Source organism: Lysinibacillus sp. FSL K6-0102 (assembly GCF_038003545.1).
Taxonomy (GTDB): Bacteria; Bacillota; Bacilli; order Bacillales_A; family Planococcaceae; genus Lysinibacillus; species Lysinibacillus capsici.
The window spans coordinates 1,087,359-1,103,881 of record NZ_JBBOPH010000001.1 but is presented as its reverse complement, the minus strand read 5'-3'; the positions used below and the strand labels follow the sequence as shown (position 1 = coordinate 1,103,881).

Genomic DNA, 16,523 nt, shown 5'->3' with positions numbered 1-16,523 from the left:
ATCCTACTGTTTAGCCATAAGCTCCGTATATTTTGCTGCATCTTTTGCATCCATTTTTTCTAAAATAGCTGCTAATTTATCTGGCTTTAAATTCGTTAAAATCCGCAGTGCTTCTGTATCACTCATATTGATTAACACAGGTGCCGCAGCTTTCGGCGACATCTTATCAAATGTTGATAAAATATCGTTAAAGTCACGCTTCACATCATCTTGTTCACGATTTAGTTTTTCAATTTCAAATTGAAGCTGTTCCTTTTCTGTCAGCAGCTTCTCTTTTTCAGTTATTGTTGAATCTAATTTCTTTTGAAGCTGGGTAATCTCTGCTTCTTTTTCTTGTACCTCTGCCTGTAAACTCACTATTTTAGAGTCGTTATTAACGACAGCATCCTTTGCTTGTTGTTCTTCTGAGGGAATAAAAGGTAAACTACCAATTGCCTTTTTTCCTAAATCAAAGACATTTGTATTCATTAAAGTTGCCACAACAAGCAAAACCGCTACTACAAACATAATCGGCAGTACAATCCAAGTAAAAAACTTAAGAAAGCCCCCAGATTTTTTCTTTGGTTGCTCTTCTACTAACTCTGTTGCTAATCGATTGTCTTTCTTTGCCATGAAATCACCTGATTTCTTTCTTGTTATACGTTTGTAATGAAATTTCATCTAAAAAAAGGCTTTCTATACGATCTTGCTCTTGTTGGAAATACTTAAAATCCTTTTCTCTCATTTTTTCAAATTTACGTACTTCCAAGTTTTTTTCTAATAGTTTTTCTTCGTGCCAATTCATCTTTGCACGAGCTTGTATCACTTTCTGTTGTACATCTGCAATTGTTTTTTCGAGACTATCAATGAAACGACTATAATGATGGATTTCATCTATGGATGAACCAACCATTAAACGCTCCTGCTGAAATGCAATTAAATCTTCTTTCTTTTTTAGCAAGTCATATAATTTCGTTGCTATTTCTTCAAAAGAACGGACAGATTCCTTATAAGCCATTTCGGTTTCGTTTTTTTCTTGTTCGCGAATAGTTAACACTTTTTCAAAACGATACACATAACTGACCATCTATTTCGCACCACCGTTCGATAATGTTATTAACTCATTGACACTTTGTTCTAGTGTCACTTTATCTAAGTAACCCTGTTTAAGATAAGCAGTAATGAGCGGTTCATAATGAATTGCTTCATCAATTTCTTTAGAGGTTCCTCTTTTATAAGCACCAATATTGATCAAATCCTCTGATTTGTCGTAAGTATAATAGAGTTCTCTTAATCGTTCAGCAGCTTTCTTATGAGTTGGCTCTGCAACATGATTCATCAAACGACTCACACTTTTCAAGACATTTATGGCTGGATATTGCCCCTTGTTGGCAAGATTTCGATCCAATACAATATGACCATCTAATATCCCTCGCACAGTATCCGCGATGGGTTCATTCATATCGTCACCATCTACTAAAACAGTATAAAATGCTGTTATAGAACCCTTCTCATTGGTGCCTGTACGTTCTAGTAATTTAGGCAATATCGCAAAAACAGAAGGCGTATAACCTTTTTGTGCTGGTGGTTCTCCTGTGGCGAGTCCAATTTCACGTTGTGCCATAGCCACACGGGTCACGGAATCCATCATCAGCATGACATTTAAGCCTCGATTTCTAAAATATTCGGCGATTGCTGTAGCTGTAAATGCCCCTTTAATTCGCATTAATGCTGGTTGATCAGATGTGGCTGCAACAACAATCGATCGACTTAAGCCCTCAGCACCCAAATCACGTTCGATGAATTCCCGAACCTCACGACCACGCTCACCTATTAGCGCAATAACATTCAAATCTGCTTGTGTATTTCTTGCGATCATACCAAGTAAAGTACTTTTACCTACCCCAGAACCAGCGAAAATACCAACACGTTGTCCATTTCCAACTGTTAGCATACCGTCAATAGCCTTGACTCCCACTTCAAGCCTTTCATTAATTGGTGGACGAGTTAGTGGGTTTGGTGGATCTTGTTCTGTAGGGACTGTCATGAGACCTTTAGGTAATAGAGTGCCATCAATTGGATTCCCCATAGAATCCAATACTTTGCCGATTAACTCAGGACCCACTTTTACTTCCAGTGGAGCTCCTGTTCCTTCAACAAGGCAGCCAATAGATATTTCACGTAAGGAGGTAAAAGGCATCAAGACGACTATTTCATCTTTAAAACCAACGACCTCTGCTAAAATAATCTGGTGACCATGATTTACAGTTTCCACATGAATTTTACAGACATCACCTATAGAACTATCTGGACCTTGCGACTCAATCATTAAGCCAACAACTCTAGTAACCCTACCGAACTTTTTAAAAGTTGGGATATGCGGAATTTGTTCAATTAATTGAGCCGCTTTCATCAAGATCATTCCTTACTCTCTAATATTTCATGTAACTTTAATCTGAGTGCATTTAATTGCTCATCGATGCTAACCATAATTCTTCCATGATTTGTTTCAATATAGCAATCTGTCTCATTATCCAAATCTTCATTAACAAAAATCATTAATGGTACGTCTATTGGGAACATTTCTGCTAATTCATCTCGGTTGGTCGTAATTAAAGCATAATAAGCTGGCGAAACATAAATTTTAATTTCCTTCATTTCTCTAGCTTCTTTCAGCCCTCTACGCACAATCGATACAAATAGTTCGTTATCCTGTTCTAACGAAGTACCAATAATTCTTTCTGCAACAGTTAAACCTAACTCTAAAATTACCGCTTCTTGATCTTCAATATATTTTTGAGCATTTTCTTTCGCTAACATCATTATTTCATTCGCTGTTTGAAGTGACTGAGCCATTGCTTCAGTGGCCTTATTCATGCCATCTTCATAGCCTTGTCCAAATCCCTCATCATAAGCTTCTTGAACACGATTGGGTCTCTCTTCCTCCCAATTTAGCTTTAAATGTTCAATCTCTTGATAGTGCCTATGCTTTTCCTGTTCAAACATCTCTCGTTCAGCTTGCAAAGCAGTTCTTGCTTCAGTAAGTAAACGATCTCGCTCTGCCACGACTTCATCCAACGTTAATTGATGCTGAGGAGGTCCTTCTTCTTGGTATTCTTCCATCGCTTCAAACATATCACGGATTTGTATTTCTTTGACATTATCGCTATCAGACTTAGTGTAAATAGAACGGATGATTCTAGACAATGACGTCATCTCCTCCACCACGAGCAATAATAATCTCTCCAGCATCCTCTAGACGACGAATAACAGCAACAATTCGAGATTGTGCCTCCTCTACGTCACGTAAACGTACAGGTCCCATAATTTCCATTTCTTCTTTAAATGTTTCAGCCATACGTTGTGACATATTGCGGAATATAATATCTTTTACCTCTTCACTTGATACCTTCATTGAAAGCAGTAAGTCTTCGTTTTCACAATCACGAATAACACGCTGAATGGAACGATTGTCGAGTGTAACAATATCCTCGAACACAAACATACGTTTTTTGATTTCCTCTGCAAGTTCTGGGTCTTGTATTTCCAGTGCATCGAGTATTGTTTTTTCTGTTTGTCGATCTACTCCATTTAAAACTTCAACGACTGCATCAATACCACCAGTTTCTGTATAATCCTGCGTAACGGTTGATGATAATTTACGTTCTAACACAGATTCAATTTCGCTTATCACTTCTGGTGAAGTCGATTCCATGACCGCTATACGTTTAGCAATGTCAGCTTGTACTTCCTGCGGTAAAGAAGATAAAATAACCCCCGCTTGCCCTGCCTCTAAATAAGAGAGGATTAGGGCAATTGTTTGAGGATGTTCATTTTGGATAAAGTTAAAAATTTGCGCTGGATCAGCTCTTCTAGCAAAATCAAACGGGCGTACTTGTAATGAAGATGTTAGTCGATTGATGATTGTTTGTGCTTGTTCTACGCCAAGTGCTTTTTCTAATACTGTTTTTGCATAGCCAATACCACCTTGTGTGATATAGTCCTGCGCGAGTGCAATATTGTGAAATTCTTCAATAATCTCTTCTTTTACATTTGATTCTACTTTTTTAACACTTGAAATTTCTAATGTTAAACGTTCAATTTCTTCCTCTGTTAAGTGCTTATAGACAGAAGCTGAAACTTCAGGCCCTAATGAAATTAACAAGAGAGCGGCCTTTTGTTTTCCGGTTAATTCTTTATCTTTCTTGGACACAGCCGAACCTCCTAGTTAGTCTTCAGCAATCCAACTACGCAGTAACTTTGCAAAATCGTCTGGCTTTTCTTTGGCCATTTTTTCTAGCTGCTTACGACGCATTGTAGCTTCCGTTTCAATTTCTTCATTAATATCATCAACCATTAATTCTTCTTGTTCTTCTAGGATACTTAACTCTTCCTCTTCCTTCGCACGTTTACGTGAACGGATAATGAAGAATGCTAGTAATAAGATAACAGCTAACAAGATACCTCCGATAACCCAAACCCACCATGGAATGATTGGTTTTTCATCAGCTACCTCTGTTGCCTTACCGTATAATGGTTGTACAGATACCGCCACTTTTTCATCGATCTGCTCTTGAGTAAGTTCTGCTGCTACGTCTTTGGAAATTGTTGTACGTACAATTGTACTTAAAATTTTCTCAATATCTTCTCGAACACCGTCTGGTAATGACGCTGCGTCAGTTGCTGTCGGTGGTTCAACAATTACTTGAATCCCAATATCCTGAATTTTATAAGGAGCTTCTTGAATATCCTTACGTATACGGTTCACATCATTATTAATCGTTTCTTCCGTACGTTCGTAATCACCATTTCCTGCTGTACCTTCATTATAAGTTGTGAAGTTATCAGTAGTTGTTTCAGCTTCAGGTGTTCCAGCAGCGGCAGCTGCTCCTGTACCAGAATATTGCTCTGTAATTCGCTGAGCACTTATGGCAATACCTTCCATATTTTCTTCATCAACAGGTGTCACAAGATTTTCTTCACGATTTTCTTTCTTGAAATCAATATCCGTTGTGACAGAAACCATTACTTTATCTTGTCCCATCAACGTTCCAAGCATATTTTGTACTTGACGTTGTAGATCTCGTTCTACCAATTTCTTCATTTGTAATTGGCCTTCAGCTGTTGTTGTGGAAGTACCATCAGCTGTTGCTGCATTCAGATCAAAGTACTCTGAAAATTGGTTAGAGATCACTATATTTTCAGTCTTTAAATTCGGAATACTTTTTGACACTAAATTGTACATTGTAGTTATTTGCTGTTCCGTAAATTTATAGCCAGGATCAGTATTTAAAACGATAGATGCTGTTGCCTCTCCTTGAACATCCGTTACGAATACACCTTCCTCAGGAACAGTAATCATAACTTTTGCATCTTTTACACCTTCCAGATTTTTGAAAAGTTTAGCAATTTCAGTTTCAGTAGCTGCTTTTTTTAATAGGTTAAATTCATTATCAGTCATACCAAATCCTGAACTATTAGCAAATGAGTAATCGATTGATCCTGTTTGTGGATATCCCTCTGAAGCTAATTGCACTAATAAGGAGTCAACTTGCTCTTCTGGCACTAAAATAGATGTTCCACCTGGAGCAATTTGATAGGTTACACCTTTGGAATCTAGCGCTTCCTTTACCTGTCCAATTTCCCGTGTTGATAAATCTTTATAAAGTGGAACATATGTAGTTTTGGAAGCAAAAAATGTCACAATTGCTGCTAGTGCGATTACACCTACCACGGAGCCAATCATAACTATTTTTTGCTTTTTACTTCGACTTGTCCAAAATTGACTGGTGTCGTTTTTTATTTTTGTCAATCGTTCATTCATTATGAATCCTCCGGTTATAGTGAATAACCTAGCCATCAATAATTTGCGAACATAATGAGCCACTCTAAATTTGTGGTTGTTAATTTATATTGAAAAGAGGTTTCTTATCTTTACAATAAAATTAAACACTCATGCGCATTATTTCTTGGTAAGCTTCAATCACCTTATTGCGAACTTCAATTGTTGCGTTTAGGGTAATGCTTGCCTTTTGCGAAGCAATCATCACTTCATGCAACTCCACATCTTCACCTTTAATTAGCTTCTGAGTAAATTTATCAGAAGTTATTTGTTGATCATTTACTTTTGCAATTGCTTCTTTTAACGAGTTCGCGAAGCTTTGTTGCGCTTCATAAGGTGTAGCATTCAGTTTATTCGTGTTATTTACAACCTGAGTAGGTGTCATTAGCGAAATGGACGAAATGGCCATGTATGTATCTTCCTTTCTACTTAAATTTATTTACCAATCTCTAAAGCCTTTGTAAGCATGGATTTATTCGCATTAAATACAGTTATATTCGCCTCATAAGAACGAGTAGCCGACATTAAATCAACCATTTCTTTTAATGGATCGACGTTAGGCATGTTTACATAACCATCTGCATTTGCATCTGGATGAGTTGGGTCATATACAAGTTTGAAAGGTGTTTCTTGATCTTCTGAGATTCGAGTAATTTTCACACCATTACCAACACCACTTTTTGCATTTTTACCTAGTGCTATATTCAAAAAATTAGAAAATTGTCCTTCTTGTGCTGATAGCGTCACGGACTTACGTCGATATGGTTCCCATTCCCCATTCACTTGACGAGCGCGAGTTGTATCCATGTTAGCCATATTAGAAGAAATAACGTCCATACGTAAACGCTGCGCTGTTAATGCGGAGGCAGTGGTATTCATCCCATGAAAAATAGACATCTATTACTTACCTCCTTTAATAACGGTATTCAATGTGTTTAATTTCCCATTAACACGATCGATTAGAGCATTATAATAAATTTGATTCTCTGCTAATTTCGCTTGCTCAGCATCCATATCTACAGCATTCCCATTGTTTCTATATCGCAAGTTCTCAACAATATTGACACCTGGTGTAGATTGTCGAAACGTGAAATCATAATGTCTATTATCAGTACGGTATGCAGAAATAGCTATACTCTTCTGCTCTTCCAACATATCCTTAAAACTAACATTTTTCGCCTTATAATTAGGTGTATCGACATTCGCGATATTATTTGCGATTGTTTTATGATTTAAAGTGGCATAGGAAAGTCCATTTTCCAGGCTACTAATAGTTCCTCCAAATAAATTCAAAACTGTTCACCTCATTTTATTTAAAATCTATGTACTTGTTAATTTATCCAATAATACAATTGTAATTAAGATGATACCTAGTGTCTATTGTCTTTTGTCACTTTTTAATAGTCTATACGCCCTATTTTTTCTCCCTCTCAACCATGACAAAACTTCCCCACCCTTTGTGTCTCTAGGCTTCAGTAAAGATTAATAATCATCTAGTTATTTTACACCATTTCGACAGTGTTTACGATTTTATTGTGAAAAATGCCTTTTTATGAGGTTAATCGCCTTTTTTAATCCTTTTAAATAAAGGTCCCTTTTTACTAGTTTAATCACTATGGGAGTATTTTTAATACAGTGACTATAAGTTTATTCACCATTCTTCAAAAGTAACATATCACCATTTTATATATGCTAATTGTAATGACAAATTATCGAACATTTTTAGGATAAAAGCAACGAAATCCATGTTTTTATATTAATTCTCTAAAAAACAAATGCCCTAAAATTTCGAAAATACACAAAAAAGCGTCTATATTTACCATAGACACCATCATTGTTTTGAAAAACAATACATTTTATGAAAGATGAAAACGGCTTTCATTCCACACTACCTGCTTGCCACTATACTTCTCTCTCACTCAGTTTAAAGTACAAAACTACCGCTCTGTTTAAGGTCTCCCCTTTCTCACATGGGAATCAATTAGCCTTCTACTCCACCGTTCTACATTAAAAGCAAAAATTACAATCACTAGTCTGAAAAGTCACTTTTCCTCATGTTCGACTAACGGATTCATTGTACGCTCCTCTGGATTGGACGATGACGAAACCTAAAGCACCCCTCACCTTTCTAAAAGGTCTTTTTCAACAACATAAAAAGCGTCTATGTTTACCATAGACGCTTTCATTAGCTTCTTAAAAGAAGTATTTATTTCATTTTAATTTCTGCTAAAGCATTTAAGAATTTATCGTTTAGTACTTTAATATAAGTACCTTTCATACCTAAAGAACGAGATTCAATGACACCTGCTGATTCAAGTTTACGTAATGCATTTACGATCACCGAGCGTGTAATACCCACTCGATCAGCAATTTTAGAAGCAACTAGTAAGCCTTCATTACCATCAAGTTCTTCGAAAATGTGTTCAATTGCCTCTAACTCACTGTACGAAAGTGAATTAATAGCCATTTGCACGACAGCTTTGCTACGAGCTTCTTCTTCAATTTCTTCCGACTTTTCACGTAAAATTTCCATACCAACCACTGTTGCACCATACTCAGCTAAAATTAGATCATCATCTTCAAATTGTGAAGATAAACGAGCAAGGATTAATGTTCCTAAACGCTCACCACCACCAACGATTGGTACAATTGTTGTTAAAGCATTTTGGAATAAATCTTTATTTTCTACCGGGAAAGCAGTATGTTCATTATTAATATCTAAATTTGATGATGTTTCAGAGATCGTAAATAAGCTATGTGTATATTCTTCTGGGAACTGTCTCTCTTCGAACATTTTTTTCATACGTTCATTTTCAATTTGTTGGTGAATTGAAATACCTAATAATTTACCTTTACGACTTAAAATATAGACATTACTATCGATAATATCGCCTAATGTATCGGCCATTTCCTTAAAGTTTACTGGCTTACCAGCAGAAGCTTGAAGCATCGAGTTAATTTTACGTGTTTTTTCTAATAAATTCATTATATGTTCCTCCTATAAATAATCCGAAGAGTATTTACTAAATATTCTAAAGGTTTTTATTATTGAATGATACTAATCAGCTTTATCTTACAGTATAAACTGTGACAAATCTTTGTTTTTTACTATTCCCGCAAGTTTTTGATCCACATACGCCGCATTAATTGGGATACTAGCAGGCGCAATTTCAGATGCCTCAAACGATAGTTCTTCCAGTAAACGTTCTAATATCGTGTGTAAACGACGAGCTCCGATATTGTCTGTTTCCTGATTCACTTCAGTTGCTATCTCAGCAATTCGTTCAATAGCATCTGTCGTGAAATGAATTTCTACGCCTTCTGTCTCTAAAAGTGCTTTATATTGCAAAATTAATGATTGATCTGGTTCTTGTAAAATACGAACAAAATCCTGTTTTGTTAATTTTTCTAGCTCTACTCGAATTGGAAAACGGCCTTGTAACTCGGGAATTAGGTCTGATGGTTTTGACATATGAAATGCCCCAGCAGCAACAAACAGCATATAATCCGTTTTCACTGCACCATACTTCGTAGTAACCGTAGAACCTTCTACAATTGGTAAAATGTCACGTTGAACTCCTTCACGGGAGACATTCGCCGAAGTATTTCCTTCTTTACTAGCAATTTTATCGATTTCGTCAATAAAAATGATACCCGTTTGCTCAGCTCTATTAATGGCTTCCTGTGCTACTTCATCAGCATCTATCAGCTTATTTGCTTCTTCTATTGTTAAAATACGACGCGCGTCTTTTACTTGCACACGGCGTTTCTTCTGTTTTTTAGGCATTAAACTAGAGAGCATATCCTGCATACCACTATTCGCAGACATATCCATCCCAGTTCCTTGTAACGCATCAAAAATGGATGGATTTTGTTCTGTTACCTCTACAGTAACCCACTCATTTTCTAACTTACCATTGCGTAAATCAATGGCAATTTGAGCACGCTTCGAGCGAACTTCTCCATCATCTGCTGATGAATCATCATTTGTTGGTTGTTCTTTCCCACCAAATAGCATTTCAAACGGATTTTGCATCGCCTGTTTTTTACGTAAAGAAGGCACCAAAAGTTTCACGATTGCTTCATTTGCTAATTCTTCTGCTTGTTCCTTGACAGACTCCATCATTTCTTCTTTAACTAGACGGTGAGAAGCTTCTACCAAGTCACGGACCATTGATTCAACATCTCTACCCACATAGCCTACTTCGGTAAACTTTGTCGCTTCAACTTTTACAAAAGGTGCATTAGTAAGCTTTGCAATCCTTCTCGCTATTTCTGTTTTGCCGACACCAGTTGGCCCAATCATCAAAATATTTTTCGGAATAACTTCAGCCTTCATATCTTCATTTAACAACGAACGACGATAGCGGTTTCGTAACGCAATAGCTACTGCTCGCTTAGCTTCATTCTGCCCAACAATGTAACGATCTAAATGCTCAGTAATTTGTCTTGGCGTTAAATTTTTTTGTGTCATTAGTTCAGCGCCTCCACGATAATATTATGATTTGTAAATACACAGATTTCAGCAGCTGTTTCTAATGCTGCTTCAGCTATTTCACGAGCAGTCATTGTTTCACCTGCATATTTTTTTAATGCTCTACCTGCAGACAATGCATAATTGCCTCCAGAGCCAATGGCCAAAATGCCATCATCAGGTTCAATCACTTCTCCTGTACCCGAAACGAGTAATAAAGTCGTTTTATCCATTACTAGTAGCATTGCTTCTAGCTGGCGGAGCATTTTATCACCACGCCATTGCTTCGCTACCTCAACGGCTGCCCGTTGCAAATTACCGTTATACTCATTTAATTTGCCTTCAAACATTTCAAAAAGTGTAAAGGCATCAGCAACTGAACCTGCAAAACCAGCGAGGACCTGCCCATTAAACAGACGTCTGACCTTCCTTGCTGTACCCTTCATCACAACTGCATTTCCCAATGTTACTTGACCATCACCAGCCATAGCACAGCCTCCGTTATGATGAACCGCAAATATCGTTGTTGCATGAATTTGTCCCATCTGCCTTCCTCCTTAGCTCTATTATGCCCTTGGATGAGCATTCATATATGTTTGACGAAGATGCTCTTTTGTTACATGTGTGTAAACTTGTGTAGAAGATAAATGTGAGTGACCTAATAACTCCTGCACCGTCCGTAAATCTGCGCCATTATTCAATAAATGAGTAGCAAAAGTATGGCGAAGCATGTGTGGGTAAATTTTCGTATGGAGTGAGGCCTTATCAATCATTTCGTTTAAAATATGACGTACCCCTCTAGGAGTAAGTTCCCCACCACGCATATTGACAAACAACTGCAGATGATTCGTTTTTTTCATCAATCGTGGACGAGCTTGCTCTATGTAGTCCTGCATTGCTAAACTCGCAAATTGACCAAATGGAATGATTCGTTCTTTTCGACCTTTGCCCATTACTCGAATAATCGAATAATGAAAATCTACATCCTCTACTTGAATTGAAGTCAGTTCACTCACACGAATACCTGTTGCATATAACAGCTCTAATATAGCTATATTTCTTAATGATTTCAAATCATCACCAGTATTCGCATCAAATAACTGTTTCAATTCCTCTTCGTAGAAAAAATTAGGTAAACGTGATTCTTTTTTCGGATGATAAAGCGAACGAAAGGCTCCGTCATCTAATCCGTACTGTCTATTTAGAAAGCGAAAAAAGGAGCGTATTGAGGAAATTTTCCTTGAAATAGAAGCCCTTGCCCTTTTCTCATCGTACAACTTTGTTACATAAAGACGTGCATGTATATATTCAACACTTGCTAAATCATCGATTCCCTCCGTTTGTAAAAAGGTTAAAAAATCTAGCAGGTCTGATTCATATTCTCGCACTGTATGAACAGAGAAGTTCTTTTCAACTTGGATGTAAAGCATGAACTGTTCGAGTGCATCTTGGGACGAAACTAACACAGAAAGATTCACCACCAATAATTTATTAATAATTTTCTTAAATGACTGACACTTGTAATATAACGGATATACAATCCTTTGTCATCTCTTACAAGTTTGTATCGTTTTCCTTATCATTAATAAACATACATATTGACACTAAACCTATCTTCATAATATAGCAAGTGTAAATAGTTATATTTTGAGAAAAACTCCATACAAAATAATAAAATACGTCTAATTAAGCATTTTGTCTACAAAAAGAAAAAGCCTCTAAGAGTATAACAACTTTTAGAGGCTTTTGGCAATTAAATTGTTTGTGAATTCACAAAATTTCGAATTGTGCTTATTGCGCGTGTTGCATGCATTTCCGCACGCTCTGGCTTAGAACGACGACCAGGTGGTAAGTCAGGGAAGATGCCGAAGTTTACATTCATAGGCTGGAAGTTTTTCGACTGTGCTTCTGTTATATAACGCGCCATGCTTCCTAATGCCGTTTCGAATGGGAAAATAATCGGCTCTTGTCCTAAGGCTAAACGAGCTGCATTTATTCCTGCAATTAATCCACTACCTGCTGATTCAACATAGCCTTCTACACCAGTCATCTGACCTGCAAAGAAAATATTCTTTTGCTCACGAAGTTGATATGTTTTTTCTAAAACTTTCGGTGAATTGATGAAGGTATTTCTGTGCATGACGCCATAGCGAACAATTTCTACATTCTCTAACCCAGGAATGAGCTGTAGCACTTCCTTTTGTGGCCCCCATTTTAAATGCGTTTGGAAGCCTACAATGTTGTAAAGCGTGCCTGCTGCATCGTCTTGACGAAGTTGAACAACTGCATATGGACGTTTTCCTGTTTTAGGATCCTCAAGACCCACTGGCTTCATCGGTCCAAATAACATAGTTTTCTCTCCACGAGCTGCCATGACTTCAATTGGCATACAACCTTCAAAGTAAATTTCTTTTTCAAATTCCTTCAATGGTACAACTTCAGCTTCGATTAATGCTTGGCGGAAACGATCGAATTCTTCCTTTGTCATAGGACAGTTTAAATAAGCCGCTTCCCCTTTATCATAACGAGATTTTAAATAAACTTTATTCATATCAATACTATCTTTTTCGATAATAGGTGCTGCTGCATCGTAAAAGTATAAATAATCTAAACCCGTTAAACCTTGAATTTTTTCAGCTAAAGCTTTTGAAGTTAATGGTCCTGTTGCAATAACTGTAATACCTTCTGGAATTTCTGTTACTTCTTCATGAATAACCTCCACAAGTGGATGGTTTTTCACAGTTTCAGTTACATACCCTGCAAATTCGTGACGATCTACTGCTAAGGCACCTCCAGCAGGTACTGAACATTGGTCTGCTGCCTTTAAGATAACAGAATCTAACATACGCATTTCTTCTTTTATAACGCCTACAGCATTTGTTAACCCGTTTGCCCGCAATGAGTTAGAACAAACAAGCTCAGCAAATTTATCAGTATGGTGCGCTGGTGTCTGCTTTACTGGACGCATTTCATAAAGTTTAACTTTTATACCCCGCTTAGCAATTTGCCAAGCTGCCTCACTACCTGCCAGCCCTGCTCCAATTACATTTACTACTTGTTCAGTCATGTTTCTTACCATCTTCCTATCATTGAGTTGGTGCTTCTTCATAGTCACACTTCGTACATTGAATTTGCACACCTTTTTTTATCTTTTTCTCTACTAATAATGCACTACATTTTGGACATGGTCTATTAATCGGCTTGTCCCATGAGACAAATTCACATTCAGGATACTGATTGCAACCATAGAATAGACGCTTTGTTTTACTTTTTCGCTCCACAATCTCGCCCGTTTCACAGGAAGGACATTTCACACCAATAGGCTTCATAATTGCTTTTGTATTTCTACAATCCGGGAAATTAGAACAAGCCATAAATTTGCCATATCGTCCAAGCTTAAAGACCATTGGAGATCCACAAAGCTCACAGTCTTCTCCTGCAGGCTCATCTTTAATGACAACCTTTTCCATAGCTTCATCCGCATGTTTTACATGGACTTCAAAGTCTTTGTAAAATTCCTCCACAACTTTTTTCCATTGTCGATTGCCTTCTTCAATATCATCTAAATCTTGTTCCATTTGTGCTGTGAATTCGATGTTTATGATATCTGGGAAAAATTCTAGTACGAGTTGGTGTACGATCTCTCCTAGCTCTGTTGGCATAAAGCGTTTAGCATCTAATACAACATAGCCACGGCGCTGAATTGTATCGAGGGTCGGTGCATATGTGGACGGGCGCCCAATTCCTAGTTCTTCCATTGTTTTAACAAGTCGCGCCTCAGAATAACGTGGTGGTGGCTGTGTAAAATGTTGTTTAGGCTCGATTTCAAGCGATTTTACTTGATCACCAATTTCCATCTCAGGTAAAAGTTTTGTCGTCTCTTCAGTTTGATCATCAGTACCTTCAATATATAGTTTCATAAAGCCTGCGAATTTAACTTGTGAGCCATTTGCACGGAATAAAACATCACCATTTTGAAGATCTACAGCTACAGTATCAAGTACTGCCGGTGCCATTTGACTCGCAATAAAGCGCTCCCAAATTAAGCGATATAAGCGTAACTGATCACGGCTAAGTACCGCCTTTAATTCATCTGGTGTCCGCATTGTACTTGTTGGACGTATTGCTTCGTGCGCATCCTGTGCATTTGAAGCTTTCTTTGTTTGTTTTATTTCTGTTGCAATGTATTCTTTTCCATATTTACCCTCAATGTACGTAACCGCTTCTGCTTTTGCCGTATCAGAAATACGTGTGGAATCGGTACGCATATAAGTAATTAACCCGACTGTCCCCTCTTTTTTTCCAATATCTATACCTTCGTATAATTGCTGAGCTAGCATCATGGTCTTCTTAGCACGGAAATTTAATTTTCGTGCAGCTTCTTGCTGTAAAGATGATGTTGTAAAGGCTGGTGCAGCATTACGCTTACGTTCCTTTTTCGTTACATTGACAACATCAAAGTTTGTTCCTTTAACATCTTTTAAGATTGCCTTTACTTGTGCTTCATTTGTTAATTTTATTTTGTCTTTACCATTTCCATAGTAAAGGGCATCAAATGATTTTTTTCCCTTTTCAAACGTTCCTTCAATTGTCCAATATTCTTCAGGTTGGAAGTTTTTAATTTCATTTTCACGATCAATGATCATGCGTAGTGCTACAGATTGTACCCGACCCGCTGATAAACCTTTTTTTACCTTTTTCCATAGAATTGGGCTAATGTTATAGCCAACAAGTCGATCCAATATACGTCTTGTTTGCTGCGCATCTACTAAATCCATGTTAATTGGACGTGGGTTTTTAAAAGACTCTATAATTGCATCTTTAGTAATTTCATTAAATACAACACGACAATCTGAGTGAATATCAATATTTAATGCAGTCGCAAGGTGCCAAGCAATTGCTTCTCCCTCGCGGTCTGGATCGGCCGCTAGATAAACTTTCTTTACTTTTTTAGCAGCAGACTTTAATTCCTGTAACACAGGTCCTTTACCACGTATCGTAATATATTTAGGCTCGAAATTATTTTCCGCGCTAACGCCCATCTGACTACGTGGAAGATCCCGTACGTGTCCAACCGACGCTTTCACTTTATATTTCTTTCCTAAATACCGTTCAATTGTTTTTGCTTTTGCTGGTGATTCTACAATCACTAAATAATCCGCCATCTATGTCTCCCCCCTTAGCGAGGTCTATTACTAATTTTTTAAGTTACCTGTTGCAAAATGTATAACAGATTTTAAGATAATGCAACTTTTTTTCAATTTTTGTTAGAAAAGAGGTCTAATGTTTCAATGATTTGATGACCATTCACTATGGGAATTGCTCCTTCAAAAAGCAATTGATTTGTCCCTTTTGATTGCGTTGCGTCTATAGGTCCTGGCACCACAAACACATCTTTTCCTTGCTCTAATGCAAGCTCTGTTGTAATAAGCGTGCCACTTTTTAATGCCGCTTCTGTCACAACTAATGCTCGAGATAAACCACTAATGATTCGGTTACGCATTGGGAAATGCCATTTTTCAGGCTTCATATAAGGAGGATATTCTGTCATTAATAACTGATGCTCTGCCATTTGCGTAGCAAGAATGCGGTTTTCTGATGGATAGAGATAATTAAAACCATGTCCAAGCACAGCTATTGTATGACCGCCCATATCGATAGTCGCCCTATGTGCCATTGTATCTGCACCTCTTGCAAGCCCACTAACAACCGTATACTCACGTTGAATAAGCGGCGGGACAATTAAGTCTATCGCTCTTTTTGAATACGCTGTCGCCTTCCTAGAGCCTATAATAGCTATCTGTTTTTTGTTTGTTAACAGGGAATATTGACCTTTCACATACAATACAGTAGGTGGACTTGATATTTCAAATAATTGCGCCGGGAAATAGGGATGATAAAACGGGATGGGGAATATATTAGCCCGTGCATAGGCCTCTTCAAGTGGTGTTGTCATAATTTGTCGAAAGCGCTGAGAAAGTTGATGTGCTTTTTGTGCCGATATTTGTAAAACTTTTGCGAGGTCGTCATAATGAATGTCTTCAAAAGAGCTTAAAATATTCACAGGGGACAACAATTGCTGAAGTTTCTGTAGTGGTAATGGGTACACATAATGTAAGGCTAGTAATCTCTGCGTATCTACTGCGAGAATCATTCAATAAACCTCCTTTTATAATAGAAGAAATTAAATGACCGCATGATAATTTTCAACACAACATTGCATTATTA

16 protein-coding genes are annotated in these 16,523 nt (G+C 37.4%); all 16 read right to left on the bottom strand.

The genetic code is table 11. The features are described from left to right. Nucleotides 1-3: 3 nt before the first annotated feature. The 16 genes from NYE73_RS05135 to dprA all read right to left on the bottom strand — a co-directional run bounded on the left by NYE73_RS05135 (nt 4) and on the right by dprA (nt 16,449). The gene (locus NYE73_RS05135) at nt 4-612 is read right to left on the bottom strand and encodes a MotE family protein (RefSeq protein WP_009371153.1); all 609 of its coding nucleotides are present in this window, start codon (nt 610-612) and stop codon (nt 4-6) included. A gap of 4 nt (nt 613-616) precedes the next feature. Next, nucleotides 617-1,066: a flagellar export protein FliJ gene (fliJ, locus tag NYE73_RS05130; protein ID WP_259951087.1), complete on the bottom strand. Its 450-nt coding sequence runs from the start codon at nt 1,064-1,066 to the stop codon at nt 617-619. Next, a complete protein-coding gene (gene fliI / locus NYE73_RS05125) occupies nt 1,067-2,392 on the bottom strand; it encodes a flagellar protein export ATPase FliI (protein ID WP_054550948.1) in 1,326 nt (441 codons plus the stop codon). A 5-nt stretch (nt 2,393-2,397) separates the two neighbouring features. After that, nucleotides 2,398-3,186, bottom strand: a complete 789-nt coding sequence (fliH, locus tag NYE73_RS05120) for a flagellar assembly protein FliH (RefSeq protein ID WP_259951088.1) — start codon at nt 3,184-3,186, stop codon at nt 2,398-2,400. Continuing rightward, on the bottom strand, nt 3,179-4,192 hold the full coding sequence (gene fliG / locus NYE73_RS05115) for a flagellar motor switch protein FliG (protein ID WP_008180783.1): 1,014 nt from the start codon (nt 4,190-4,192) through the stop codon (nt 3,179-3,181). Before fliG ends, fliH begins: the two co-directional genes overlap by 8 nt. Before the next feature lie 15 nt (nt 4,193-4,207). Then, on the bottom strand, nt 4,208-5,803 hold the full coding sequence (fliF, locus tag NYE73_RS05110) for a flagellar basal-body MS-ring/collar protein FliF (protein WP_259951089.1): 1,596 nt from the start codon (nt 5,801-5,803) through the stop codon (nt 4,208-4,210). Between the two features lie 121 nt (nt 5,804-5,924). After that, the gene (gene fliE / locus NYE73_RS05105; RefSeq protein WP_004269303.1) at nt 5,925-6,230 is read right to left on the bottom strand and encodes a flagellar hook-basal body complex protein FliE; all 306 of its coding nucleotides are present in this window, start codon (nt 6,228-6,230) and stop codon (nt 5,925-5,927) included. A 26-nt stretch (nt 6,231-6,256) separates the two neighbouring features. Continuing rightward, entirely contained in the window at nt 6,257-6,718 is a 462-nt protein-coding gene (gene flgC, locus NYE73_RS05100) for a flagellar basal body rod protein FlgC (RefSeq protein WP_054550512.1), read from the bottom strand. 3 nt (nt 6,719-6,721) lie between these two features. Further along, nucleotides 6,722-7,114, bottom strand: coding sequence for a flagellar basal body rod protein FlgB (flgB, locus tag NYE73_RS05095; RefSeq protein ID WP_048391621.1), 393 nt, complete (start codon nt 7,112-7,114; stop codon nt 6,722-6,724). Between the two features lie 913 nt (nt 7,115-8,027). Continuing rightward, nucleotides 8,028-8,807, bottom strand: coding sequence for a GTP-sensing pleiotropic transcriptional regulator CodY (gene codY / locus NYE73_RS05090; RefSeq protein ID WP_004229266.1), 780 nt, complete (start codon nt 8,805-8,807; stop codon nt 8,028-8,030). 87 nt (nt 8,808-8,894) lie between these two features. Continuing rightward, nucleotides 8,895-10,295 (bottom strand): ATP-dependent protease ATPase subunit HslU, encoded by a 1,401-nt coding sequence (hslU, locus tag NYE73_RS05085; RefSeq protein ID WP_004229268.1) that lies wholly within the window; start codon nt 10,293-10,295, stop codon nt 8,895-8,897. Next, nucleotides 10,295-10,840: an ATP-dependent protease subunit HslV gene (hslV, locus tag NYE73_RS05080; RefSeq protein ID WP_004229270.1), complete on the bottom strand. Its 546-nt coding sequence runs from the start codon at nt 10,838-10,840 to the stop codon at nt 10,295-10,297. The genes hslU and hslV overlap by 1 nt, the downstream gene beginning before the upstream one ends. Nucleotides 10,841-10,861: 21 nt before the next feature. Then, nucleotides 10,862-11,761: a tyrosine recombinase XerC gene (gene xerC / locus NYE73_RS05075; protein ID WP_004229272.1), complete on the bottom strand. Its 900-nt coding sequence runs from the start codon at nt 11,759-11,761 to the stop codon at nt 10,862-10,864. A 287-nt stretch (nt 11,762-12,048) separates the two neighbouring features. Beyond that, nucleotides 12,049-13,362, bottom strand: a complete 1,314-nt coding sequence (trmFO, locus tag NYE73_RS05070; RefSeq protein ID WP_016994086.1) for an FADH(2)-oxidizing methylenetetrahydrofolate--tRNA-(uracil(54)-C(5))-methyltransferase TrmFO — start codon at nt 13,360-13,362, stop codon at nt 12,049-12,051. Between the two features lie 19 nt (nt 13,363-13,381). Next, a complete protein-coding gene (gene topA / locus NYE73_RS05065; protein WP_016994084.1) occupies nt 13,382-15,460 on the bottom strand; it encodes a type I DNA topoisomerase in 2,079 nt (692 codons plus the stop codon). 92 nt (nt 15,461-15,552) lie between these two features. After that, nucleotides 15,553-16,449 (bottom strand): DNA-processing protein DprA, encoded by an 897-nt coding sequence (gene dprA / locus NYE73_RS05060; protein WP_112117486.1) that lies wholly within the window; start codon nt 16,447-16,449, stop codon nt 15,553-15,555. Nucleotides 16,450-16,523: the final 74 nt, after the last annotated feature.